This window comes from Mesorhizobium sp. Arg314 (genome assembly GCF_053714275.1).
Genome location: NZ_JBSKBP010000002.1, coordinates 12,242 through 34,182 on the forward strand (window position 1 = coordinate 12,242; position 21,941 = coordinate 34,182).

The window sequence follows — 21,941 nt, forward strand, 5'->3', positions numbered from 1 at the left end:
TTTCGCGACCATTGCAAAACCAAGATTGCGGCGGAGGTGTCGCTGCTGAAACCAAATAGTCCGGCGCGATTCCGGCGGTGACGGCAATGGAAGACGAAACACAAGAACATCTGGAACATGCAGAGCATGCCGAACACGCTGCTCATGAGGGCAATCCCTTCCTGACAACGGTCTCGGTGACAATAGCTGTGCTGGCAGTCCTGGCGGCAACGGTGGGCAGCTTCGAGTCGCTGGAGACCGCCGAGGCGATCAATGACAAAAGCGAGGCCTCCTATCTGCAGAACAAGGCGAGCGACCAGTGGAGCTTCTTCCAGGCCAAGAGCATAAAGAAGAACAGCTATGAGATCGCGGCAGCCATGGGCGGGCCTGCCGCCGACCAATTCCAAGCCAGCGCGAAACGCAATGAAGCCGATGGCGAGGAGATACAGGCCAAGGCGACCGAGTTCGAAAAGCAGGTCGATGAAAAGCTGCGCGACAGCGACATTCGCGAGCACCGGCATCACGTGCTGACATTCGGCGTCACGCTGCTGCACATCTCCATCGCCGTCGCGACGCTGTCGATCATCACCCGTGGCAAACGCTGGCCCTGGATGGCGTCGTTGGCCTTGGGCGCTCTCGGCATGATCGCGGCGGGTTTCGCTTATGTCTGACCGGCCGGGGTCACACTCGTCTGTGCCATCTCGCAATTCAGGGTCCGCCATGCGCCACGAGCATGCTATCATTCACCATCGCGCACTCGACTTCTGGTCGGCGCGCGCGGCGGTTCTCGTCATCATCTGCCTGCAGCTTCTGGTCATCAACAACCTGTCCTTCGGTCCGCGCTGGCTGGCTCCGACGGCCGAGGTGGCGCTGCTGGTGCCCCTATCGATCGCGACGGCCTGGACGCAAATGCAGACGCGCAAGGCAGTCGACCACGAGCATTGGTACACGATCGGCCAATTGCGCCTCTACATCCGCCGCGCGGCATTGGTGATGACCGGCCTCATCAGCATCATGAATTGCGGCTCGCTGGTTTTCCTGGTGCGGGCGCTGCTTGAAGGGCATGCCGGCGCCGGCACGACGCTGCTCGTCGACGCACTCAACATCTGGGTCACCAATGTGATCGTGTTCGCGCTTTGGTTCTGGAGCACCGACCGGGGCGGTCCGCCGACCTGTGGCCTGGTCAAGCGCGCGCAAGCCGACTTCCTGTTTCCGCAAATGACGCTGCCAGATCGCGAGATACAGGGCTGGCTGCCGGGCTTCGTCGACTATTTCTTCCTGGCCTTCACCAACGCCACGGCGTTCTCGCCGACCGACACCTTGCCGCTCACGCAGCGCGCCAAGCTTCTGATGATGGCCGAAGCGATGATCTCGCTCTTGACCATCGCGCTGGTGGCTGCGCGTGCCGTGAACATCCTGGCCTAAGCTGTGTCGATATTCAGGTGATGCCGGAATACGAAAGGCGGCTTCCCGCGCTTCCGGCCTTCGCCGGCCGAAGCACTCGTGAGACGCCGCGCAGCTAAGCTACGGCCGGCGTAGGCCGGTTCTCGACAGCCACCGTTCTCGGCTCGGCCTGACCTGAATCTCACCACAGCTTCCGCGTTCAGTGGCCGCGCTCCCAGCGCATTCCGGCCAACCTTGGATCGGTAAAGGCAGCGCGTGAGAATTCGAGCCGCTTTTCGGGAAATTCGCAGATCGCCTGGATGCCGAACGAGCCGATCCGGATGCGCCAGGTCTGCGGCTCCAGCGGCCTTGCCTTAGCAAAGCCCTTGCACGTCAACAGCGCGATGTTGGCGCCCTTGGGATCGCGCACCGAGCGATAGCGGATCGCCTGCAGCTCGGCCTCGCGCGCCACATCGGCGATCGCCTGGCAGGCGGCGTAGTCGGTGGCGTGCGTCCAGGCCTTCTCGTCGCGATCGAGCGGCGGCCGTGTCAGGTCGACCACGCTGTCGCATTTGATCGCCGCGGCAAAGGCGGTGTATTCCGCCGCGTCGTTCGGCCATTGCGTCGCCGGCGATTCCGCGAAGAACAGCAGGCGATAGAAGGACATCTCCGCCACCGCCGTCAGCACCGTCTCGGCGGCATAGTAGACGCCTTTCGTCTTGCCCGCGCGGCGGAAGCGCGAGCCGTACGGGTAGACAGAGCCGTAGCGAAAGGGCGTCGCCAGCAGATAGTGGAGGTGGCGGCATTCCAGCGGGATATGCGGCTTGGTGTCCTCGATGAGGTCCTCCAGCAGCTCCTGCTCGTCGAGCGTGTCGACGAGCTTGAGGGTCGAAACGCGATGTTGCGCCTCGACCATGCGCCAGTACTTGCCTTCGAGCCGGACGGCCTCAGACGAGAGCGCGCCGGGAGTCCAGGTAGGCAATGACATCGACAAGTCCGGCAATCGTCAGGATTTTTTCGAGCGGCGTGCCGTCGAGCGTGGTGTTGGGATTCTTCAGCCACGCCCGGGCGACGGTCTCGTCGCCGCCGACGATGGCGTCGAGCGAGCGGAACAGGCGAACGAACAGCACCGCCAGCTCGAACGGCTTGGTGCCGCGTTCAAGCAGGAATTCCTGCCGGCGCATGCGCGAGACCGTTGCTTCCGACACGCCGATGACCAGGGCGAGCGTCCTGGCGGTGATGTCGAGCAGGTCGGCCGCGCGCAGCGTAGCCTTGGTGATGACGGCATTTTCGGCCGCCGCCGCGGCCGCGACTGGACGTTGCATGAGCGCACCCTTTCATTTCTATGGAAAATATAGTCCACAAAAATTCGTCTGGAAAGGGTCGTGGTCGAAATTCGACGATTGTCAGTCTTTCTTGTAAAGCAGCCAGCCCTTGGCGGGACGGCCAGCCATCGTCGAATGCTTGGTGGCCCGGTTGCGGCCGCCGACCTTGGATCGATAAAGCGCCCGGTCCGCCTTGGTGTAGAGATCTTCGGGGCCATCCGCTTCCGAGGCCATGCAGATGCCCAGCGATATGGTAACGGTGCCGTAGTTCATGCCGGTCTGGCTGCTGGTGAACGGGGTCTGCTCGATCAGCGCCCGGATGCGCTCGGCAATCTCGCACGTGGCTTCCTCGCTGGCGCCTTCAACGATAAGCGCAAATTCCTCGCCTCCGGTGCGGGCGACGAAAATGTCGGAACGCACGCTCGACTGGAAGATATCGGCGATAATCTGCAGGATCCTGTCGCCGACCGGGTGACCGTAGCGATCGTTTATATCCTTGAAATGATCGATATCGGCAAGGATCAAGGCGTTGAACAGGATGCCGCGACTGCTGTTGTAGATCCGGGTGATCTCCTTGTCGAAGGCGCGGCGGTTCCACAGCTGCGTAAGCGGGTCCGTGTCGGCAAGCCGCTTATACTCCTCGAGCTTCGACTTGACGCTTTCAAGCTCGGCTGTCTTTTCGCTAAGCGTGCTGGCGATCTGGCGGCCATGGTCGATCGTCGAACTGGTGGCGGCCGACATTGCGCCGGCGATCTTCTGCAGAAGCTCCTGCGAAAGCAGGCTGCGATTGCTAAGGCCGCTCGAGGTCTCGTCGAGAATACGGCCGTATTTCTCGATATGCGTGTGTTCACTGCGCAACAGCGTGGCGATGTCCTCGAGCTCCTTGGCGATCATCTCGCGGGCGTGCTCGACAATGGCGGGGCCGTGATGCTGCGGGAAGAAGGTGCGCCCGATGCGATCGAGGTCCTCCTGGGTCGGGCGGTTGCTCAACGAGACTACGGCAAGGCTGAGCTCGTGATTGCTGCCGCTGAGCGCCTCGTAGAAGATCTCGTAGTTGCGCGGCAGGCCAAGCACGCCGAGCTGGCGCATCGTCGCCACGACGGTGCTGGCGATGTCGGTATTCCGGTCGGTTGGAACGGCTGCCGGCTGCATATTGTGTTCACTGCCCCTTCAGTGCGACCGGAGACCTGCCATCGCCGGGAGTCGCTCACGCGGGGATTGGATCGGAATTACGAATGCGACGACGCGTCCCCAACACGACCTTCGCTTGCAGGAATCATAGATGCAGTTGCGCTAAAGTTTCCTTAATGACGTGCATTTCCTCATTGCGGATACTACCACAGGCTGCAATGCCGTGCGGACGCGACTTTTGCAGACGCCCCTTCGATGTCGCATTTGCCTGTGCCCCGTAGCCAGACAAGGGCGATTACTATTCGATCGAGTACGGGCTGCCGCAGTTCGAAAAATCGACACCGTCGATAAAGCTCGCGGACGGATGAATTTTGGAGCGGCCGCCTTATTCCCTTGATCCCGCCATTGCGATATCCCCTGCCGGTGACTCGCAAAGGGGCAGAGGCATGCAGCGGCTGATCGATGCTTTCGTCAATTCAGTTCGGGCCTTCCGCAAGTTGGCCGCTCACGAAAAGGCATTCCAGCAGGAACTGCTTTTGCTCGCGCTTGCCCTGCCGGCTGGCTGGTTCATCTCGGTCTCCTGGCGTGGCTACGCCCTTTTGATCGGCGCGGTGCTGCTCCTGATCATGGTCGAAGTGCTCAACACCGGCATCGAGGCAGCCTGCGACGCGATCTCGCGCGAATTCCACATCGACATCCAGCTCGCCAAGGACTGCGGGTCGCTGGCGGTGTTGATTTCGATCGTGATCGCCGGCGGTGTCTGGGCCATCGCCGTCATCGAGCGTCTTGCCGGCGCGCCGATCTGATCCTCGCGGCGATCAGGATCCCGCTCGATCTTCCCTGGCGCGTTCGCGTCGGGCAAAGTGATGGCCTACCAGCCAGGCAACGATTGCGACGCCGACACCGACGCCGAGGGCAATGAGCAGGCGCTCATGCCGCTCAAACGCCTGGCCCACCATGTGCTCTGCGCCCAGGCCGAAGACATAGCCGATGCCGCTGAACAGGGCCGCCCAGACCGCGGAAGAGATAGCGTTCAGGATGACGAAGCGCGGCACGGGCACGGTCGACAGGCCGGCGGCGATACCGCCGACCAGCCGCATGCCGTAGATGTAGCGGTTGGTCAGCACGAAAATGTTGGGATGGGTGTTGAGCAGGTGGTAGGCGCGGCTGAAGCCGGGCCGCATGCGCAGTCTTTTCACGTAAGGATGATCGGCGAAGCTACGGCCGAGGGTGAAGAAGAGCGTGTCGCCGGCGAAGGCGCCGAGGAGGGCGGCGAGGAAAGCCTGCCACAGCACGAAAACATGTTGATGAGCGAAGAAGCCGCCAAGGATCGCGGCGCTTTCGCCTTCGGCGACGCAGCCCAGGAAGACCGCGATCAGGCCGTATTGCTCGATGAGATGGTGGATGGTCCCGCTCATTCTATTGCGGGCCGCGCCGACAGTTTTTCGTCGATGCGCCTGATCTGCTCGGCCATGCGCAGGATCTCGTCACGCATGCCGATGATCTCGCTGTGGCGCAACTCGTCGAGCTTTTCATGCAGGGCCATGATCTCGATCTCGGCCTTCAGATTGACCTCGTAATCGTGGGCCGCGTCGATGCGGTCGCGCTCGGTCTGGCGGTTCTGCGACATCATGATCACCGGCGCTTGCAGGGCGGCGACCATCGAGAGCACCAAGTTGAGGAATATGAAGGGGTAGGGGTCGAACGCCTCGCGCGTCAGCAGCCAGGCATTGCCGGCGGTCCAAAGGACGAGAAAGGCGAGGAAGGCGAGGATGAAGGACCAGGAGCCGCCGATCCGGGCAATGGTGTCAGCGACGCGGTCGCCATAGGTCGAGTGAAAAGCGACGGCCTTGTTGGTGTCCCTGGTGACGGTCGTGCGCTCGAGCGTCGACTGCAGCACTCGGCTCTCGAGTGGGCTCAGACCATCCGATTTTCGCCTCAACCAGCGGTTCGCCAAATCCTCGACAGTCTTGTTCATCGCCTTCTCCATCGCCTGGGTCCCGATAGAGGTAGAGGCTGCCGGGGCGAAGGTGAAGTGATAGATTGCGGGGACCAGTGAGGACAGCGATGCTCGATTTCCAGAAAATCCATGCAAGGGCGGCAAAGCGGAAGGGTGGGGAGGCCGTGCTGGCGCCGCTGCTTGGCCCTGCGCCCGACAATATGGCGGTGGCGAAAATCCCCGACGACCGCATTCTCTCCACCATGGCCGAGCGGATTTTCGCCGCCGGCTTCGTGTGGCGGGTCATCGAACAGAAATGGCCGGGTTTCGAGGAAGCGTTCCTCGGCTTCGAGCCGAAGCGGCTTTTGTTCCAGCCGGACGATTTCTGGCACGAACTGGCGTCCGACAGCCGCATCGTGCGCAACCCGCAGAAGATCAAGTCGGTGCGCGACAATGCCGCTTTCGTCGATCGCGTCTCGAAGGAACATGGCAGCTTCGGCAAATTCATTGCCGGGTGGCCCGCGAACGATCAGGTCGGCCTGACCGCCTATCTGGCCAAGCATGGCAGCCGGCTGGGCGGCAACACCGGGCAGTATTTCCTGCGCTGGCTGGAATGGGACACGTTCGTCGTCTCCACCGACATGGCGGCAGCCTTGCGCGATGCAGGCCTCGACATCGCCGAGAACCCGACCTCGAAACGGGATCTCGACAAGATCCAGGTGCAGATCAACCAGTGGTCGGCTCAGACCGGGCTGCCGCGACGCCACATCTCGCGCATCCTGGCGATGTCGATCGGCGAGAACCGGTCGGTAGAGGCGTTGCGCGAATATATGGGCGACTAGGCCTGAGCGATGAGATCCAACAATCGAAATCGATCGATTGGGACAGGATCGCCATCCGTCGATCGATCGGAATACGATCTTCGATCGATCAGGATACGATCTTCGATCGATCCTGATTGGTATAAGCAATCGCCATTGCCCGGCGATTTCAGCCACGCTAAATCCGTTCCATGACCAAGACCGCTCCCGATATCCTGCGCATCGCCGTCGCCCAGCTCAACCCGACTGTCGGCGACGTCGCCGGCAACCTGGCAAAAGCGCGCGAGGCGAGAGCGGACGCGGCGCGCCAGGGCGCCGATCTGGTGCTCTATACCGAGCTCTTCCTCGCCGGTTATCCGCCGGAAGACCTGGTGCTGAAGCCTTCCTTCCTGAAGGCTTGCGAGAAAGCGGCCGAGGATTTCGCCAAGGACACGGCCGATGGCGGGCCTGGCGTCATTATCGGCATCCCGCTGAAGCGCAAGAGTGGCACGCATAACTCCATCGTCGTCGCCGACGGCGGCAAGATCATCGCAGAACGCTACAAGCTCGATCTGCCGAACTATGGCGAGTTTGACGAGAAGCGCGTCTTCCAGGCTGGGCCGGAACTGCAGGGTCCGGTCAATTTCCGCGGTGTGCGCATCGGCATTCCGATCTGCGAGGACATCTGGGGCGAGGTCGCCGTGTGCGAGACCCTGGCCGAAAGCGGGGCCGAGATTCTTTTGGTGCCGAACGGCTCGCCCTACTACCGCGCCAAGATCGACGTTCGCCATCAGGTCGTCATCAAGCAGGTTATCGAAACCGGCCTGCCGATGATCTATGCCAACCAGCTCGGCGGCCAGGACGAGCTGATCTTCGACGGCGCCTCGTTTGCGATAGGTTCTGACAAGACGCTTGCCTTCCAGATGAGCCAGTTCGAGGACGCGGTCGACGTCACCACCTGGAAGAGAAAGGGAGAGACCTGGGTCTGCTCGGAAGGCCCGATGTCGAAGATCCCGGAGCCGGAAGAGGCGGACTATCGCGCCTGCATGCTGGGCCTGCGCGACTACGTCAACAAGAACGGTTTCAAGAACGTGGTGCTTGGCCTTTCCGGCGGCATCGATTCGGCGATCTGCGCGGCCCTGGCTGTCGATGCGCTCGGCGAGGAGCGGCTGCGCACCGTGATGATGCCTTACCGCTACACGTCGAAGGACTCGCTGAAGGATGCCGAGGACTGCGCCCGCGCTCTTGGCTGTCGCTACGACATCGTGCCGATCTCCGAGCCGGTCGAAGGCTTCAAGCATGCGCTGACGCAGCTCTTCGAGGGCACCCAGGAGGGCATCACCGAGGAAAACCTGCAAAGCCGCGCGCGCGGCACCATCCTGATGGCGATCTCGAACAAGTTCGGCTCGATGGTGGTCACCACCGGCAACAAGAGCGAGATGTCGGTCGGCTACGCCACGCTTTACGGCGACATGAATGGCGGTTTCAATCCGATCAAGGATCTCTACAAGATGCAGGTCTATGGGCTGTCGCGCTGGCGCAACAGCCACGTGCCGCCGGGTGCGCTCGGGCCGTCCGGCGAGGTGATCCCGAAGAACATCATCGACAAGGCGCCGTCGGCGGAGCTGCGCGAAAACCAGACCGACCAGGATTCGCTGCCGCCCTATCCGGTGCTGGACGATATCCTGGAATGCCTGGTCGAGAACGAGATGAGCGTCGACGACATCGTCGCGCGCGGCCACGACCGGGCGACGGTGACGCGCGTCGAGCACCTGCTCTACATCGCCGAATACAAGCGCCGCCAGGCGGCGCCCGGCGTGAAGATTACGCGGAAAAATTTCGGCCGCGACCGCCGCTATCCGATCACCAACCGGTTCCGGGACCGCGTGTAGTCGTCGATTGCGGCGGCGCGGTGTGCAACCCGCCGTTGTTGCAAATTCGTCGCAGTGCTTGGGCCAGATGGAACCCTGGTGGGCGAACGCGGCGTGAAGCTCTCGGGCGGCGAGCGTCAGCGCGTGGCGATCGCGCGCGCCTTCCTGGCCGATGCGCGCATCCTGATCCTGGACGAGGCGACATCGAGCCTCGATTCGGAATCGGAAGTGCTAATCCAGAAGGCGATGGAGCGGCTGATGGTGGGGCGCACGACCCTTGTCATCGCACACCGGCTCTCGACGGTTCGGGCGCTCGACCGGCTGCTGGTCTTTGACCGCGGCCGCATCGTCGAGGAAGGTTCGCATGACGAGTTGATCCGGCTCAACGGCGGTATCTACCGGCGGCTGTTCGAACGCCAGGCGCTCGAATTGACCAAGGGACTTGTCGGCTGAGGAAAGGACGGCACCCGGCTTTGGCCGGGCGCCGTCAGCCGTAGTTCGGCTTGGGCTCAGTTCGGGCTAACGAAGCACGCAATCGCGGGGCCGGGTCGGACCTGTCGCGGGCGCGTCGGCGGGGCGTGACGCCTGTGGTCCTCGCTACTCGAAGTATGATGGTCGAGCAACTCCGCCTGTAAAGTCTGCGGTTGCAACCGCGCACTCGCCATGCGGTTAGAGTCACGTAGCGCTATATTCAAATTCATTTATATTTTGAGTTTTCTGGATATTTTATTTTTAAATCGGCGCGGATACATTTCTTGAAGCGATTGTTGTTTCATATTTACGGAAAAGCAAATCGGATATGGTAATCGCGGGCATGCTGAAGTTTTGTCTTACGGGCGTGCCGATCGGAAGGAGATCTTCTTTGGGAACCATAGGATTTCGACGACCGGCAGAGGACCTTGCATAGGCATTCACAATGGATCTTGTTTCCGCAAATGCCGGTCTGGAAAAGGTGGCTGCGCTGTCGGCGCTGGAATCTCAACACGGCTCGGTACGGCCGCTCGCCACCGAAGATCTCGAGCATGTCGCCGCACTCTTCCTGACGAAGTTTCGCCATCGCCGCCGCCTGCGCGATCGCGCGATCGCGCTGACGGCGGACTATATGAGAGAGCTTTATCTTGACGGCGGTGAGAGCAAGGCTCTTGTCCAGATCAACCCGCAGGGTGGTTTGGGTGGGTTCATGGGCGTTCTGAAAGCCCGTTATGAGCTTAACGGAACGGCATTGAACGCCGCCATCATCGGCCCCTTCATGACCGACTCCAGCACCGATCATGGTTGGGCCGGGCCGCAATTGCTACGTGCCCTGCATCAAAGCGAATTCGATCTATACCTGACCGATTCAGCCAACCGGACGTCCTTGGCCTTCGCGCGTCCGATGAAGTATCAGCTCTTGCCGGTGCATTGTCTGGAATGGACCTGTGTTTTCCGACCGGGCGCCATGGCCGCCGCCGTGCTGCGCCGCAAATGGCCCGGGCTGCCTCGCCTGGCGCTCGACCCTTGCGCGCGAGCATTCGACGCTCTCGCAGGAAGGAGGTTCGAGCCCCCGGTCCTGCCTTCATCGTCGCGACGGATCCATCATCACCCGATCGATGCCGCGCAATTTGCGGAGCGGCTGCCCATCCTCATGTCCGATTACTCGCTTCGGCCGAGTTGGAAAGATGGCGAACTGCCTCGGCTGCTTGCACTGGCGGCCGAGAAGCGGGCCGACGGTCCGCTTCATTTCGGCGGGACTTATGACGAAGCGGGCAATATGCTCGGCTGCCACGCCTTTTACGGTCAGGCCGGCGGCATCGCGAACCTGTTGCAAATCCAGGCGTCCGGATCCCACTGGGGCGCGACACTGGATGGCCTTGTCGCGGCGGCGCGGGAGATGGGCTGCGTGGGCATCACCGGGCAGACGCAGAAAAGGTTCATGCCCCAGCTCTTCGGCTACCATCGTGTGTTCTTCCGCTACGCCGGGGGCACAATGGTCCGCTCGCGCAACGCCGAGGTCGCGGAAGCGGTCCGCTCCGGCGACATCTTCATCGGCGGGTTGATGGGCGATCGCTGGACCCGGCTCAGTTCCGATGATTTCGGCCGCGCCTGACGATCGCCGAGCCGATCTATCTTTTGACAGGACGCAATTCCGGACGGAGAGCTACGGCGAATTGCCGAATCCAACCGTTTAACATTTTCCTGGAATTGCTTTGAATCAGGCGAACTTATGCGGCGCGCCGCAAAAGCCGGCAATGATCTGGCAAAGGTCCGGCTCATTGATCATTTGGACCGCTTCGATGGCGCCAACCCATTTGCGCGTTCTTGCGCGCTTCTCTTTCCAGCGATCCGCGACGCGGTCGACATGCAGCGGAAAGACCAGTACCTCGCAAGGCACTTCCTCGCCTGTGGCGAGGACTTTGGCATAGAAATAGCGGCCGGCCTCAAGATGCGAGACGATGCCGCGCAAGCCGGCTTCCTCGCCTGCTTCGCGGGCGGCCGCCTCGCAAAGCGGTTCCCTGGCCTCCGGCCAACCCTTGGGCAGAACCCAGCGCCCGGTATCGCGGCTGGTGATCAGCATGATCTCGACGCCGTTCTTGCCCTCACGCCAAGGCAAGGCGGCAACTTGCAGGCGGCATGGTGCCGTGCCGAAAAGTCTTCTGACTCTTTCGGTCATAGCGCTATGCGTTGTAGGCCTCGTCAACATTGAAGAAAGCTGCCCCAGCCTCCAGAATCATTTGCCACCTTACGAATCTTACGGCGAATTCTGAGCTTTAAAAGTAAAAAACTTCACTCCGTCGGAAAAACCCACCAGAAAAAGTCGGCTCGCAAGTAGTTGCGTTCATCGGCGCGATTACACGATGCACCTTTGAGGCAGATTCTCCGGTAAATATGGCGGCCGCTCAGCCCGCGTGATCGTCCGCGATCGGCTTCTGGTAAGTGAAGCCCATGTCCCACGGAAAGTAGATCCAGGTGTCCTGGCTTACTTCGGTGACGAATGTATCGACCAGCGGTCGGCCCTTCGGCTTGGCGTAGACGGTCGCGAAATGCGCCTTCGGCATCATGGCGCGCACGATGCCGGCCGTCTTGCCGGTATCGGTCAGGTCGTCGATGATGAGCACGCCGGCCCCGTCATCGGCGAGCAGCGGCGGCGAAATCTCCTTCAGAACCTGCAGCTGACCCTGGCTGGTATAGTCATGATAGGAAGCGACGCACACCGTCTCGATGACCCGGATGCCGAGCTCGCGCGCGATGATGGCCGCGGGCACCAGGCCGCCGCGGGTGATGCAGACGATGGCTTTCCATTGTCCCTTGTTGGCGCCGGAAAGGCGCCAGGAAAGCGCGCGGGCGTCGCGGTGGAACTGGTCCCAGGAGACGGGAAAGGCTTTTTCGGGAAGGGACATGGTTCGTGCACTCCGCAAAGCGCGCGCCGCGGCGCGCAAAATCGGTGGAATGCAGGCGGAATTAGCCGGAAAGCGCCAGGCTTGGCAAGGGCTGGGGCCGGCGATCACTGTGAACTTGGGCAAGTCGAGCTCAAAGGAATTCAGGCGACGCCCTTTGGACTTGATTTGCGTATGCGTTGCCCTGAACCGGTCCGCTTTCAGAAGACAGCTCAACGCGACAGGAAAGCCGCCACGTTCGTCGTGCGCAGCACCGTGCGGGTGACGCCGCCGAACAGAAGCTGGCGCAGCCAGGAATGGCTGTAGGCGCCGAGCACCAGAAGATCGGCGCCGGACTCCGTTATCCGGGCCTGGATGATATCGTCGACCGAGGATCCGTCCGACTTCTGCACGCAGACGCTGACATTGGCGCCATGGCGCGACAAGGCCGCGGCGATTTCGGCGCCGGCCGCTTCCGGAGAGTCATCGAGCGTCTCCGGCGGGTCGATGACGAGAATGTCCGTCTTGTCGGCTTCGGCGATGAAGGGTAGCGCATCGAAGGCGGCGCGAGCCGCCTCCTTGCTGCCGTTCCAGGCAAGCAGCACACGTCTGAAAGTTGTAACCAGCGGCCCGGCATGAGGCACGACCAGCACCGGCCGGCCGGCATCGTAAACCAGCGTGTCGACATCCGCGCTCGGATCGCCACCGGCGTCGCGTTGCGCGGCTATGATCAGATCGGCGGCGCGCACGCTTGATATGCCGGTCAGCGCGCTGTCGCCGGAGAAGCTTTCCAGGCTTCGCCATTCGAAGGACAGGCCGGACTCCTCGATCCGCTTGAGAAAATGCGCCCGCAGCTTTTCGGCGCGCTCCTTGTTCATCTCGGCCGAGACCTGCAGGAATTCGGTATCCGGGAAGCCGGTGGCCGATGTGTAGGGGACGGGAAGCGCCTCGGCATGGATGCCGACGAGGTGGCTCTCGAACCTGTCGGCAAGCGGGAGGGCGCAATCGAGAACGCGCTCGGCATCCTGTTCGTTCTGCAAAATGGCGACGATTGTCTTGAAGCGCATGACGTCCCTCAAATCTGCCGGCGCAAATGCGCCTCCGGCCCTCAAATGGCCGGCTCGAAAGTGGCCTGCCAGAAACGTCAGTAAAGCCTATCTGGTTCCGGAGGTCAGCCCGCGTTGGCGAAGCCCGCCACCATCGCCTCTACGTCCTTGCGCGCGGCATCAAGGGCTTCCTCGCTGCGGGCGCGGACGACGAGCTCGGTCCAGAACTTGCCGTCGCCATATTTGGGATAGGAGCCGATGATGGTGTCGGGATGCGCCTTCTGGATGTCAGCCAGCGGCCCGCCGATCAGGCCCTCGCCGAAGGGGCAGTGCACGGTGGCCGACAGCATCCTGGTGCCGGCCCTGAGCGTCGGCACGACATTGTCGAGCATGGCCTGGAAGATCGCCGGCACGCCGGCCATGACATGGACATTGCCGATGCGGAAGCCCGGTGCGACCGAGACGGGGTTGTCGATAAGGTCGGCGCCGCGCGGCATGCGCGCCATGCGCTTGCGCGCTTCGGTGAATTCGATGCCGCGCCCGGCATAGCTTGCTTCGAGCAGCGCGTAGGCCTTGGCGTCGTATTCGCAGGGCACGCCGAAAGCCTTGGCGACGGAGTCGGCGGTGATGTCGTCATGCGTGGGGCCAATGCCGCCGGTCGTAAAGACGTAGGTATAGCGCGCGCGCACGGCATTCACCGCCGCTACGATCTCGTCCTCCTCGTCGGGGACGATGCGCACCTCCTTCAGGTCGATGCCGATCGCCGTCATGATGTCGGCGAGGTGGCCTATGTTCTTGTCCTTGGTGCGGCCGGAGAGGATTTCGTCGCCGATGACAAGCATGGCGGCGGTGACGATTTCAGGCATGGCGGGCTCCGGCGGAAAAGGTCGCCTGAGATAACGCGGCCTGAGGCCGGCCGCAATGCGAAAGCCGGATGCGCGCTTGTGGCGGCGGTCGTTGCGGATATGGTGCGGTCGGTCGGGAGCGAGCGGATGAAAACATGCTGATTTCGATTGGCTCGTGGCTGCTCGCCGGCTTGCTTGTCGCGGCGCTCCTCGTCCTGCTCACCCTGATGCTCGCGACCTGGCGGATCGCGGCAAAGGCCGAAAGGCTGGTGCCGGCTTGCGGAAAGTTCGTCGAGATCGACGGCAACCGCATCCACTATGTGGAAGAAGGCGATGGCAGGCCGATCGTCTTTCTGCACGGGCTAGGCGCCCAGCTCCATCATTTTCGCCAAACGCTGTTCGGACGCTTCGGTGCCGGCTATCGGCTGATCGCGCTTGACCGGCCGGGCTCGGGCTATTCGGTTCGGGCGAGCGGCGCGACCGGCCGGCTGCCCGAACAGGCGGAAATCGTGCGGCGCTTCATCGAGGAACTGCGCCTGGAGCGGCCACTCATCGTCGGCCATTCGCTCGGCGGCGCCATCGCGCTTGCATTGGCTACAAAGTATCCGACAGCGATTTCCGGCATCGCGCTGCTCTCACCGCTGACGCATCTGGAAGTGAGGGCACGTCAGCGGTTTGACCTGCTTTATGTTCCATCGCGGCCGCTACGCCGCGTTCTGGCCTATACGGTGGCGATACCGGCAAGCCTTCGTTACGCGCAGCCGACAATGAAGTTCATTTTCGCTCCGCAGGCCGTCTCCGAAGGGTACATGACCGGCGGCGGCGGATGGCTCGGTTTGCGACCGTCTCACTACTTCGCCACGTCCACCGATGCCGTGGCCGTGGAACAGGACCTTGGCCAGATCGAAAGGCGTTACCGCGAAATAGCGATGCCGGCAGGCATTCTGTTCGGCACCGGCGACCGGGTGATCGGCGAGGCCGTGCATGGCGAACCGATGCTGGACAAGATCAACGGCCTCGACTTTGAGCGGGTCGAAGGTCTGGGCCACATGCCGCAATTTGTTGAACCCGAACGGGTCGTCGCTTTTATCCGGCGTATCGCCACGCGCGCTTTCGCCGACGTGAATTGATTTCGGCCAGCGTTCGCGCCGGGCCTCGCGGCTCTTCACGCTGCGTCACACGAAAGTGCCGGACATGCGGAAGGTTGCGCCGCATAGCCACCGGCGGCCGGCATGAAGCCTCTGGGGCTTTGCCGGTCGCGGGGGCGGTTCCAATTCTTAAAGCGCGTCGCACTGAACCGGATTCAGGCGACGCGCTTTGAGGCTTTGTTTGATACATGTCGTTGTCCCAGAATCGCTGCACACTTCTGGGCGACATGCATTAGTCGGAGACTTCGGTCTGCGGCCGGTCGCGGCCATCGGCGAGCTCATCATGCCACTTTCCTTCGGCGTCCTCATACTGGATACCGTCGGTGGTGCCGGCAACCTGCTGCTCGGACGAGGCGATCTCGGCTGCGCGCAGCGCCTCCTGGTGGGTGTGGAAAGTCTCGGAAAACGTCGAGCCGACCTTGTAGGCCCAGCCGCCATCATGCTCGACGATCTTATAAGTCAGCTTCGCCATGAAATCCTCCGGTTAAGAAGCCTGCTCAGTGCAGCTTTCCGTCGGGCAGCCTGTCTTCGGGAACCAGCACTTCCGATTCCCTGGCCGCCTCGATAAGGGCGCGACGTGCGTCCGCTGTCGAACGATACCCTTCCAGCGCTTTGAGGCAAGTGTCCAGAGCATCGCGATGGCGCTCGCCGCGATTGAGCGGCCAAACGGTCATCAGGCACTCGGCGGCCTCGCGGGTGCTGCTTATCTGTCGATACTTGCCGACATGGCCGAGCTCGACCACCACCGGCTTCTCAAAAGGTTTGCTGTCTATCATGGCCGCCAACGTAAAGCGGCCAAATTGGTTGCAGTTGTGGCGAGGATCCTGCGCCCAAACGTCTCAGGACCCCGCTGATCTTTTGCGGCTCAGCCGGCGGCCTTCATCCAATGCCGCATCGTCGTCACCGAACGCGCCAGCTGCGGCGCCGGATGGATTTCCTCGCCGAAGGTCGCCGCCGCGCGCCAGCCCCAGCGCGGGTCGGCGAGGAATGCGCGCGCCAGCGCCACCATGTCGGCACGGCCATCGGCGACGATCGCCTCGGCCTGGCCTGGGTCGTCGATCAGTCCCACGGCGCGCGTCGGAATGTCGGCGCCCTTGCGCACGGCCTCCGCCAGATGCACCTGGTAGCCGGGGCCGGGCGGCACCTGCTGCAGGGGCGAATTGCCGCCGCTGGAGCAGCACAGATAGGCGACGCCCTCGCCCTTCAGCGCCTTGGCCACCTCGATCGCCTCCTCGACGTCGAAACCGCCGTCGACCCATTCCTTCACCGAAAGGCGCGCGCCCAGCATCACGGACGGGGCGGCCTTCCTCACCGCCTTTGCGATTTCGAGCGCGAAACGCATGCGGTTTTCCAGCGACCCGCCCCAGCGATCGGTGCGCTGGTTGGAGAGCGGCGAAAGGAACTGGAAGATCAGATAGCCATGCGCGGCGTGCAGCTCGGCAAAGTCGAAGCCGGCGCGTTCGGCGCGCACGGCCGACTGCGCAAAACGCGCAATGAGCTCAAGGATTTCGTCATCCTCCAACGCATGCGGAACATTCCAGCCGGTGTCATAGGCGATGGCCGAGGCCGAAACCGTCTGCCAGGGATCTTCGCCAGGCTGCAGCGGGCCGCCGCCTTCCCAGGGTTTCCTGTTGGAGGCCTTGCGGCCGGCATGGGCAAGCTGGACGCCGAACTTCGTGCCGGGCGCGGCGACGTGCCTGGCGGCGTCGAGCGTGCGCTTGGCGGCCGCCTCGTTATCGTCCGAATAAAGGCCGAGGCAGCCATGCGAGATGCGTCCGCGCCGCTCGACGTCGGTCATCTCGACGGTAACCATGCCGGCGCCGGACATTGCCAGGTTCATCCAGTGATAGAGGTGCCAGTCGCTGGCTGAACCGTCCTCGGCTGAATACTGGCACATGGGGGCTACCGCGATGCGGTTGGGGAAGGTGAGGCCGCCGAGGGTGATCGGCTGGAAAAGCGATGACGTCATGAACGGGCTCCTGGAGGGATATCGCTATCTAGGCAGCCGAGGCGCTCCGCGCCAGACACGAGCCGGTGAAACTCCCGCTGGACCAGTCGGTTTCCAGGATTGCGCAGGTGGCCTTTCGCCGATGGTGCGGTTCCCGCGGTTCGAAGGACGCCGAACCGCACCATTTTTTTGTTTTGACGCAATTCCGGACGGAAAACCGTTTCACACTTTTCCTGAAATTGCTCTATCCCTTTGCGGCCAATACGGAGGTCGTCATGGAAGATCGCGTTCGCATCCGTTCGGAGGAGGTCCTTTCGGACGACTGGGCGGTGCTGAAGAAAACGGTGCTCGACTATCGCCGCCGTGACGGGCGGTGGGAGACGCAGACCCGCCAGACTTACGATCGCGGCGACGGCGCGGTGATCCTGCCGTTCGATCCGCGGCGCTCGACCGTGCTCCTGGTGCGGCAGTTCCGCTTCCCGGCTTATGTCGTGGGCCATCGCGAGCCGCTGATCGAGGCCTGCGCCGGGCTGCTCGACGAAAACGACCCCGAAACCGCCATCCGCAAGGAAGCGGAAGAGGAATTGGGCTACCGCTTGAAGGACGTGGAGAGGCTGTTCGCGCCATTCATGAGCCCGGGCAGTGTGACGGAGCGGCTCTGGTTCTTCACCGCGCGCTATTCGCCGGCCGACCGGATTTCCGACGGCGGCGGCGCGCCGGAGGAGGGTGAGGACATCGAGGTTCTGGAAATATCATTGGACGAGGCGCTGGCCGCCATCGCCGACGGCCGCATCGTCGATGCCAAGACGATCATCCTGATCCAGCACCTGAAGCTCAATCCGATCGGAGCCTGAGCCTGTCTTCGGTCGCGATGCTCCTCCACCACCGAGGCTTCGGAGGACACTCCTTCGTCTAACGACGAGCCTCGGTTGGCCTGCCGCCCGAAGCTCGAAGAGCGAAGGGTGGTGCGGACGACGGGAATCGAACCCGTACGATCAAGGATCGAGGGATTTTAAGTCTCTTTGATGAGTTGGTGTGGGCGACGGGATTTGAACCCGTAAGTGCTTGAAACACCGGCAGATTTTAAGTCTGCTGCGTATACCAGTTCCGCCACGCCCACTCCCACATTGTGGGAAAATCCCACTACTCTCCCACATGGTTTCACACGCGGTCGAGGCTTAGGATTTGCCGTTGACTACCACGAGCTTGGGGGTCGCGCCACTTTCAAGGAAGTCTGGACGGACCGGATGCCGGTGCCGTTTGTCACCTGCATCAAGCTTATCTGCGCCGTGCAGTACACCGCCCGTTCGTAGCGAGCCGCCCGTGGGCCTTAAGCTTCGTCATTCGCCTTTAAGGCAGCTGCAACACGTCTCTGGTGTGCTCTGCGATAACTACGAAACCCACTTAAAATGGCACAACCCAGACCGATACCAATTGCAGCTGGTATTCCATGATTGGGCGGCACATGGCCAATTAGATGCCCAAACATCCCAAACATCAACGCAGCCATAAACCCAACGAGTGAATTAACGACAAGCCCCAGTATATCAAGCAGGATTGGGTGATTTCGAAACAATGGCCACAACATGACCATCTTGCCAGTCTTCGTCTCTTCTATGTCAAACAGGATTGGGCCGTTTCGAAACATGGCTGTTTGCCTGCCTTCGCTTCCTGCTGCCTGGCTATGAAACTCCGATGGTACTAGTGGTGAAAATCTAACGCTTGATACCCGACGACAACGACCGCGATGGGCGCAAAGCTGCCGTTCAGGACGTGGGGAACGGTCGTGTCCCGCTGAGTGGTGTAGCTCGGCGGTGACGAAGCACCTTTTCGTTGCTCTTCGCCAGCCGGCGACTTTGCAGGCTCGACATCACGATCCCTCAGCGTCTCGGCGATCTCGCGATCGTCAAGCGTCCGGGTTTTGAGAAGTTCCCAGAGGTTGAGCGTGATCAAGCGGTGACGGTCGTGTCTGTGTCGGATGCGGGACTATCTGCTGCTTCCTCCAGAATGGCAACTCTGCCTGCCCGCTTACTAGCCGGGACCTAGCTCGCGATGCCATCCTCACAGAAACAACTGTGGCGTACACAGCTACGATTAGCGCGACTTCCAAAAAGATCGGGAACAGTATCAAACCGTCTAGAGGACCCGGCTCCTCAAAATCTTCAATTGGATTAGTGTGGATCCAAATGAACGTAAGGGAGAATACCGAAAAGACTACGATCAATAACGCGGCCGCATGAGCTAAATACTTGTGCCGCTTTGACTTGTATTTCATTGCCGATGCGACCGTTGGCGCAATCAAATTAACGGCCAAGCAGGCAAAAAATCCGTAATTTAGGAGATACGGAGGTAGCCTAAACATACGCGCGACTGCCTTCACACACCCGCTTCGACGACCTTATCAGCCAACGGCACCGTTGCTGCCCGCGTCGGGAGCGGCACTATCGGCCGGCGCCGCTGGCTTGGCAATACCCGCGTCTATGACAAACCGTTCCAGCTCGAAAAGCTTCCAGGAACCCCAGTCTAGTGCGAATTGTAGAAGCGCCGGCGACGCGCTTGGGGCCGTTTCCCGCCATTCCCTGTGGGTATCAAGCGTTAGGTTTTCACCACTAGACCTTAGAGGTTCGTGTCGACCCTCGGTTCGCTGACAAAGTCGCGTGTGCGTCGATGCTGTCCATTTTGTACGTCGGTCCGCCCGGCTTTTCCCAAAGGATTTCCCCCATTTTCTCTTTTTTGTGGGCATCGGTACCGGCAGTGGGAAGATCGCTTGACTGGAGGAAACATAGTGAAGCGATTTCAATGAGTTGGCGCGATGAAGTCAGGGGTTGAAAAATCTCGCAACCCAGGGATGCGCGGAGGCAAGCTAGGCTGACCGGCTAAGCCATTGAAAACATTGCTATGGACGCAAGGGATATTTTAAGTCCCTTGCGTCTACCAATTCCGCCACGTCCGCGCGCCGCGATTGAGGCATGCCCCAGACGACGGCCGATTGCAACCGTCGGTACGGCGCGATCATCGGTGCTGAAGCATGGTGCGCCGGAACCGCTGCGCTGTCGTCACGATCGTTGCCCGCGCGCCTCGCACAGAGAGGACTTTCGAGGTCGACTCTCGTGATAGAAGACAGCCAATGACCCTTCGGCCGGCTAATTCCAGGAGACCCTGACAAGGCCCTGGAAGTTCTCCACCTGGTCGGCTGTTTTCATCAGCGCAATTCTATATGCGCTCTTGTTGGCCAAGCCGTCCCAGACAAAAAACGTAACAACCGCGGCAACGATCAGAAGGATCGGTCGCATCGGAACCTCCCTCAAAATTCCCCGTATTCGCCATGTTATTATGATCCTCTCACGCCTCGAATACAAGCAATCGCTAATGTATGTGCCGGCCCGGCTTTGAGCGCGAGCTGCGTCGTCGAGATCGCTATCGGAATGACGATTAGCGCCCATATCGTTGCATTGCGCATCAGCCGGGGCGTGCGTGGGCGGGGTTCCGCTTTAAATTCATCCGCCAGAGGGCGGCTGGCGGCTGCCCAGATCCATTGTCGTGCGCGCCGATCTAATATTAGCGATGCTTAAAATGCTAGGTTCTCCGAACCGATCTCTTTAGCGTTTGTCTGCCAGCATCGGGCCGGGTTTGATGGTGAACCATGCGTGGGCCAGGCTGGATCAGGGGGCTGCGGGAGGCGGAGGCGCGGCAGTTGCGCAGCGAGATCGATCGGCTCGAGCGGGGTCTGATCGAGGCCGCCAACTCGAAGGCTAAATGGAACCTGCACGAGGTCGCGCACACGCTGCGCTGGCAGAAGGCGCGGCTTCGGCGGTTGGAGGAGTGCCTCACCGCAATGCCGGTCGGGAAGACAGTTTCGGGCCGATCCTGACCGGCCTGTTGCAGCCTTTCGGCCAAGCGTATCCGTCATGTCCGGCCCCAGCGGCGGGAGGGCAGTTGGAAAATGGCGTGATCGCGGAATTACGGTCTGCCGCGGGAACGCTAGTGTTTTCCACACGGCGGATCGATCCGCCGAGGCCGGCGTCTATCAGGCCCCCACCCATTCCCCCGCCCCTGCGGGCGCCGGCCACCTGATTTCCAAGAGATATTACGGGAAGAGCTTCCGCCGCCGCGACGATGGCAAACCTCAGAATTTGTAGCTGAAATTGACCCCGAGCGTCTGCAGCTTCACGTCCTGGTCGCGTTCGGTGAAGGTGTCTTGAGCATCGAAATGCTCCTTGCCGAAATCATAGTAGCGGTATTGCGCGCCGACGACGACATTGTTGCTCAACGCATAGTCGACGCCGGCGCCGAGGGTCCAGCCGGTGCTGGTGCGGGTTCGGGCAAAGGCCGTGCCTGCCGCCTGCGAGGTCTCGATGCCGGCGAAGGCGATGCCGCCAATGCCATAAAGCAGCACGCGATCCATGGCGTAGCCGGCCTTGGCGTTGATCGATCCGAACCACTTGACGTCGGTGCCGAATGTGTTTGCCGGGGCCGCTTCGGCGGCGCCGTCGATCGAGGCGTAGTTGAGATCGGCCTCGGCGCCGAGCACAGCCTGATCGAACTGCCAGAGCCCTGCGACATGGCCGCCGACGAAACCGCCGTCGATGTCGGGCTTCACCGAACCGCCGTCGACGGTGATGTCGGACCGGCCCCAGCCATAGCCAGCCTGCATGCCGGCATAATAGCCGGTCCAGTCGAAGCCAGGCGCGGTCATTGGCAGATCGGCAGCCACGTCCGCTGCCCAGGCAGACCCGGATAGCGTGGCGAGAAAGCCGGCACTGGCGAGCGTCAACCGACGCATCGAGCACTCCGAAATGGCGGTTCCGAAAGACTCCTTGACGCAACCTAGCGTTATTCGCCGAGAAACGGAATTGTATTCCTGCAACAGTGGTTTACGTCGGTGGGTTGCGCACACGATCTTCCAGGTCGCGCCGTTTCTCCTCGGGTGAGGCCAGCCGGCCGAAGGCGTATTCGGCAAGCACCGAGCCGGCGATGAACAGGGCGATCGGCGCGGCCCAGGCCCAGAACGAATGCAAGGTGAAGAAGGCTAGGCCGGCGCAACATGCCGACAGCACGAAAATTGCAAACCGGATCGTTCGTGCCATCTCTTCCGCACCTGAATGGCGTCCGGGTTTCAGTCTAGGCGATTTCGCCCCGTCGCAGGAGAGAGATCTGTCGGCGCCGGTTCCGT

At 61.7% G+C, this 21,941-nt stretch carries 25 protein-coding genes, 1 tRNA gene and 1 pseudogene; 10 read left to right on the top strand and 17 right to left on the bottom strand.

Annotated features, from left to right (window positions below; all coding sequences use genetic code 11):
• The first annotated feature begins 86 nt into the window (after positions 1 to 86).
• Positions 87 to 650, top strand: coding sequence for a DUF4337 domain-containing protein (locus ACWGS9_RS02035; protein WP_454503661.1), 564 nt, complete (start codon positions 87 to 89; stop codon positions 648 to 650).
• 49 nt (positions 651 to 699) lie between these two features.
• Complete coding sequence (locus ACWGS9_RS02040) at positions 700 to 1,404, top strand: hypothetical protein (protein WP_454503662.1); 705 nt, start codon at positions 700 to 702, stop codon at positions 1,402 to 1,404.
• Positions 1,405 to 1,582: 178 nt separating this feature from the next.
• Here ACWGS9_RS02040 and ACWGS9_RS02045 read toward each other — a convergent pair whose 3' ends face one another.
• From ACWGS9_RS02045 to ACWGS9_RS02055, 3 genes are all read right to left on the bottom strand, one after another.
• Positions 1,583 to 2,350, bottom strand: coding sequence for an RES family NAD+ phosphorylase (locus ACWGS9_RS02045; protein ID WP_454503663.1), 768 nt, complete (start codon positions 2,348 to 2,350; stop codon positions 1,583 to 1,585).
• On the bottom strand, positions 2,310 to 2,687 hold the full coding sequence (locus tag ACWGS9_RS02050; protein ID WP_454503664.1) for an MbcA/ParS/Xre antitoxin family protein: 378 nt from the start codon (positions 2,685 to 2,687) through the stop codon (positions 2,310 to 2,312). Before ACWGS9_RS02050 ends, ACWGS9_RS02045 begins: the two co-directional genes overlap by 41 nt.
• An 81-nt stretch (positions 2,688 to 2,768) precedes the next feature.
• Entirely contained in the window at positions 2,769 to 3,839 is a 1,071-nt protein-coding gene (locus ACWGS9_RS02055; RefSeq protein ID WP_454503665.1) for a GGDEF domain-containing protein, read from the bottom strand.
• Between the two features lie 425 nt (positions 3,840 to 4,264).
• Here ACWGS9_RS02055 and ACWGS9_RS02060 point away from each other — a divergent pair, with 425 nt between their 5' ends.
• Positions 4,265 to 4,624, top strand: coding sequence for a diacylglycerol kinase (locus ACWGS9_RS02060; RefSeq protein WP_454503666.1), 360 nt, complete (start codon positions 4,265 to 4,267; stop codon positions 4,622 to 4,624).
• 12 nt (positions 4,625 to 4,636) lie between these two features.
• Here the strand turns inward: ACWGS9_RS02060 and ACWGS9_RS02065 are convergent, their stop codons facing one another.
• A complete protein-coding gene (locus ACWGS9_RS02065) occupies positions 4,637 to 5,236 on the bottom strand; it encodes a DedA family protein (protein WP_454503667.1) in 600 nt (199 codons plus the stop codon).
• Entirely contained in the window at positions 5,233 to 5,796 is a 564-nt protein-coding gene (locus ACWGS9_RS02070) for a DUF1003 domain-containing protein (protein WP_454503668.1), read from the bottom strand. Before ACWGS9_RS02070 ends, ACWGS9_RS02065 begins: the two co-directional genes overlap by 4 nt.
• 89 nt (positions 5,797 to 5,885) lie before the next feature.
• On the opposite strand from ACWGS9_RS02070, the gene ACWGS9_RS02075 reads away from it, so the two are divergent.
• The 4 genes and pseudogenes from ACWGS9_RS02075 (at position 5,886) to ACWGS9_RS02090 (ending at position 10,514) form a co-directional block, all read left to right on the top strand.
• Positions 5,886 to 6,599, top strand: a complete 714-nt coding sequence (locus ACWGS9_RS02075; protein WP_454503669.1) for a DNA-3-methyladenine glycosylase I — start codon at positions 5,886 to 5,888, stop codon at positions 6,597 to 6,599.
• Between the two features lie 170 nt (positions 6,600 to 6,769).
• Positions 6,770 to 8,449: an NAD+ synthase gene (locus ACWGS9_RS02080; protein ID WP_454503670.1), complete on the top strand. Its 1,680-nt coding sequence runs from the start codon at positions 6,770 to 6,772 to the stop codon at positions 8,447 to 8,449.
• A gap of 69 nt (positions 8,450 to 8,518) precedes the next feature.
• A pseudogene (locus tag ACWGS9_RS02085) lies at positions 8,519 to 8,881 on the top strand (ATP-binding cassette domain-containing protein); the annotation flags it as partial.
• Between the two features lie 463 nt (positions 8,882 to 9,344).
• Positions 9,345 to 10,514, top strand: coding sequence for a hypothetical protein (locus ACWGS9_RS02090; RefSeq protein ID WP_454503671.1), 1,170 nt, complete (start codon positions 9,345 to 9,347; stop codon positions 10,512 to 10,514).
• Positions 10,515 to 10,619: 105 nt separating this feature from the next.
• Here ACWGS9_RS02090 and ACWGS9_RS02095 read toward each other — a convergent pair whose 3' ends face one another.
• The 4 genes from ACWGS9_RS02095 to ACWGS9_RS02110 form a co-directional block, all read right to left on the bottom strand.
• Positions 10,620 to 11,108 carry an NUDIX hydrolase gene (locus ACWGS9_RS02095; protein WP_454503672.1) on the bottom strand — a complete coding sequence of 163 codons (489 nt, stop codon included), beginning with the start codon at positions 11,106 to 11,108 and terminating at the stop codon, positions 10,620 to 10,622.
• Between the two features lie 196 nt (positions 11,109 to 11,304).
• On the bottom strand, positions 11,305 to 11,805 hold the full coding sequence (gpt, locus tag ACWGS9_RS02100) for a xanthine phosphoribosyltransferase (protein ID WP_095765134.1): 501 nt from the start codon (positions 11,803 to 11,805) through the stop codon (positions 11,305 to 11,307).
• 209 nt (positions 11,806 to 12,014) lie between these two features.
• Positions 12,015 to 12,848, bottom strand: a complete 834-nt coding sequence (locus tag ACWGS9_RS02105) for a universal stress protein (RefSeq protein ID WP_454503673.1) — start codon at positions 12,846 to 12,848, stop codon at positions 12,015 to 12,017.
• 104 nt (positions 12,849 to 12,952) lie between these two features.
• Positions 12,953 to 13,693 carry a competence/damage-inducible protein A gene (locus tag ACWGS9_RS02110; RefSeq protein WP_454503674.1) on the bottom strand — a complete coding sequence of 247 codons (741 nt, stop codon included), beginning with the start codon at positions 13,691 to 13,693 and terminating at the stop codon, positions 12,953 to 12,955.
• 134 nt (positions 13,694 to 13,827) lie between these two features.
• Between ACWGS9_RS02110 and ACWGS9_RS02115 the strand changes: the two genes are divergently transcribed.
• A complete protein-coding gene (locus tag ACWGS9_RS02115) occupies positions 13,828 to 14,802 on the top strand; it encodes an alpha/beta fold hydrolase (protein ID WP_454503675.1) in 975 nt (324 codons plus the stop codon).
• A gap of 250 nt (positions 14,803 to 15,052) precedes the next feature.
• Here the strand turns inward: ACWGS9_RS02115 and ACWGS9_RS02120 are convergent, their stop codons facing one another.
• The 3 genes from ACWGS9_RS02120 to ACWGS9_RS02130 all read right to left on the bottom strand — a co-directional run bounded on the left by ACWGS9_RS02120 (position 15,053) and on the right by ACWGS9_RS02130 (position 16,789).
• Positions 15,053 to 15,292 (bottom strand): DUF2188 domain-containing protein, encoded by a 240-nt coding sequence (locus ACWGS9_RS02120; protein ID WP_320216473.1) that lies wholly within the window; start codon positions 15,290 to 15,292, stop codon positions 15,053 to 15,055.
• 25 nt (positions 15,293 to 15,317) lie between these two features.
• Positions 15,318 to 15,596 carry a DUF982 domain-containing protein gene (locus tag ACWGS9_RS02125; RefSeq protein ID WP_454503676.1) on the bottom strand — a complete coding sequence of 93 codons (279 nt, stop codon included), beginning with the start codon at positions 15,594 to 15,596 and terminating at the stop codon, positions 15,318 to 15,320.
• Positions 15,597 to 15,685: 89 nt separating this feature from the next.
• Positions 15,686 to 16,789 carry an NADH:flavin oxidoreductase/NADH oxidase gene (locus ACWGS9_RS02130; RefSeq protein ID WP_454503677.1) on the bottom strand — a complete coding sequence of 368 codons (1,104 nt, stop codon included), beginning with the start codon at positions 16,787 to 16,789 and terminating at the stop codon, positions 15,686 to 15,688.
• A gap of 254 nt (positions 16,790 to 17,043) precedes the next feature.
• Between ACWGS9_RS02130 and ACWGS9_RS02135 the strand changes: the two genes are divergently transcribed.
• Positions 17,044 to 17,622, top strand: a complete 579-nt coding sequence (locus tag ACWGS9_RS02135) for an NUDIX domain-containing protein (RefSeq protein WP_454503678.1) — start codon at positions 17,044 to 17,046, stop codon at positions 17,620 to 17,622.
• A 177-nt stretch (positions 17,623 to 17,799) separates the two neighbouring features.
• On the opposite strand, the gene ACWGS9_RS02140 is transcribed toward ACWGS9_RS02135, so the two are convergent.
• The 3 genes from ACWGS9_RS02140 to ACWGS9_RS02150 all read right to left on the bottom strand — a co-directional run bounded on the left by ACWGS9_RS02140 (position 17,800) and on the right by ACWGS9_RS02150 (position 20,061).
• Positions 17,800 to 17,888: transfer RNA gene (locus tag ACWGS9_RS02140), tRNA-Leu, on the bottom strand.
• A gap of 581 nt (positions 17,889 to 18,469) precedes the next feature.
• On the bottom strand, positions 18,470 to 18,721 hold the full coding sequence (locus ACWGS9_RS02145; RefSeq protein ID WP_454503679.1) for a hypothetical protein: 252 nt from the start codon (positions 18,719 to 18,721) through the stop codon (positions 18,470 to 18,472).
• Positions 18,722 to 19,911: 1,190 nt separating this feature from the next.
• Entirely contained in the window at positions 19,912 to 20,061 is a 150-nt protein-coding gene (locus ACWGS9_RS02150) for a hypothetical protein (RefSeq protein WP_454503680.1), read from the bottom strand.
• Between the two features lie 401 nt (positions 20,062 to 20,462).
• Between ACWGS9_RS02150 and ACWGS9_RS02155 the strand changes: the two genes are divergently transcribed.
• Entirely contained in the window at positions 20,463 to 20,639 is a 177-nt protein-coding gene (locus tag ACWGS9_RS02155; RefSeq protein WP_454503681.1) for a hypothetical protein, read from the top strand.
• Between the two features lie 255 nt (positions 20,640 to 20,894).
• Here the strand turns inward: ACWGS9_RS02155 and ACWGS9_RS02160 are convergent, their stop codons facing one another.
• Positions 20,895 to 21,551, bottom strand: a complete 657-nt coding sequence (locus ACWGS9_RS02160) for an outer membrane protein (RefSeq protein ID WP_454503682.1) — start codon at positions 21,549 to 21,551, stop codon at positions 20,895 to 20,897.
• 91 nt (positions 21,552 to 21,642) lie between these two features.
• Positions 21,643 to 21,855: a hypothetical protein gene (locus ACWGS9_RS02165; protein WP_454503683.1), complete on the bottom strand. Its 213-nt coding sequence runs from the start codon at positions 21,853 to 21,855 to the stop codon at positions 21,643 to 21,645.
• Positions 21,856 to 21,941: the final 86 nt, after the last annotated feature.

Excerpts from the sequence above, each read along its gene's own strand:
- ACWGS9_RS02035 (WP_454503661.1), top strand. The coding sequence starts at position 87 with ATGGAAGACGAAACACAAGAACATCTGGAACATGCAGAGCATGCCGAA.
- ACWGS9_RS02040 (WP_454503662.1), top strand. The coding sequence starts at position 700 with ATGCGCCACGAGCATGCTATCATTCACCATCGCGCACTCGACTTCTGG.
- ACWGS9_RS02045 (WP_454503663.1), bottom strand. The coding sequence starts at position 2,350 with ATGTCATTGCCTACCTGGACTCCCGGCGCGCTCTCGTCTGAGGCCGTC.
- ACWGS9_RS02050 (WP_454503664.1), bottom strand. The coding sequence starts at position 2,687 with ATGCAACGTCCAGTCGCGGCCGCGGCGGCGGCCGAAAATGCCGTCATC.
- ACWGS9_RS02055 (WP_454503665.1), bottom strand. The coding sequence starts at position 3,839 with ATGCAGCCGGCAGCCGTTCCAACCGACCGGAATACCGACATCGCCAGC.
- ACWGS9_RS02060 (WP_454503666.1), top strand. The coding sequence starts at position 4,265 with ATGCAGCGGCTGATCGATGCTTTCGTCAATTCAGTTCGGGCCTTCCGC.
- ACWGS9_RS02065 (WP_454503667.1), bottom strand. The coding sequence starts at position 5,236 with ATGAGCGGGACCATCCACCATCTCATCGAGCAATACGGCCTGATCGCG.
- ACWGS9_RS02070 (WP_454503668.1), bottom strand. The coding sequence starts at position 5,796 with ATGAACAAGACTGTCGAGGATTTGGCGAACCGCTGGTTGAGGCGAAAA.
- ACWGS9_RS02075 (WP_454503669.1), top strand. The coding sequence starts at position 5,886 with ATGCTCGATTTCCAGAAAATCCATGCAAGGGCGGCAAAGCGGAAGGGT.
- ACWGS9_RS02080 (WP_454503670.1), top strand. The coding sequence starts at position 6,770 with ATGACCAAGACCGCTCCCGATATCCTGCGCATCGCCGTCGCCCAGCTC.
- ACWGS9_RS02090 (WP_454503671.1), top strand. The coding sequence starts at position 9,345 with ATGGATCTTGTTTCCGCAAATGCCGGTCTGGAAAAGGTGGCTGCGCTG.
- ACWGS9_RS02095 (WP_454503672.1), bottom strand. The coding sequence starts at position 11,108 with ATGTTGACGAGGCCTACAACGCATAGCGCTATGACCGAAAGAGTCAGA.
- gpt (WP_095765134.1), bottom strand. The coding sequence starts at position 11,805 with ATGTCCCTTCCCGAAAAAGCCTTTCCCGTCTCCTGGGACCAGTTCCAC.
- ACWGS9_RS02105 (WP_454503673.1), bottom strand. The coding sequence starts at position 12,848 with ATGCGCTTCAAGACAATCGTCGCCATTTTGCAGAACGAACAGGATGCC.
- ACWGS9_RS02110 (WP_454503674.1), bottom strand. The coding sequence starts at position 13,693 with ATGCCTGAAATCGTCACCGCCGCCATGCTTGTCATCGGCGACGAAATC.
- ACWGS9_RS02115 (WP_454503675.1), top strand. The coding sequence starts at position 13,828 with ATGCTGATTTCGATTGGCTCGTGGCTGCTCGCCGGCTTGCTTGTCGCG.
- ACWGS9_RS02120 (WP_320216473.1), bottom strand. The coding sequence starts at position 15,292 with ATGGCGAAGCTGACTTATAAGATCGTCGAGCATGATGGCGGCTGGGCC.
- ACWGS9_RS02125 (WP_454503676.1), bottom strand. The coding sequence starts at position 15,596 with ATGATAGACAGCAAACCTTTTGAGAAGCCGGTGGTGGTCGAGCTCGGC.
- ACWGS9_RS02130 (WP_454503677.1), bottom strand. The coding sequence starts at position 16,789 with ATGACGTCATCGCTTTTCCAGCCGATCACCCTCGGCGGCCTCACCTTC.
- ACWGS9_RS02135 (WP_454503678.1), top strand. The coding sequence starts at position 17,044 with ATGGAAGATCGCGTTCGCATCCGTTCGGAGGAGGTCCTTTCGGACGAC.
- ACWGS9_RS02150 (WP_454503680.1), bottom strand. The coding sequence starts at position 20,061 with ATGCGACCGATCCTTCTGATCGTTGCCGCGGTTGTTACGTTTTTTGTC.
- ACWGS9_RS02160 (WP_454503682.1), bottom strand. The coding sequence starts at position 21,551 with ATGCGTCGGTTGACGCTCGCCAGTGCCGGCTTTCTCGCCACGCTATCC.
- ACWGS9_RS02165 (WP_454503683.1), bottom strand. The coding sequence starts at position 21,855 with ATGGCACGAACGATCCGGTTTGCAATTTTCGTGCTGTCGGCATGTTGC.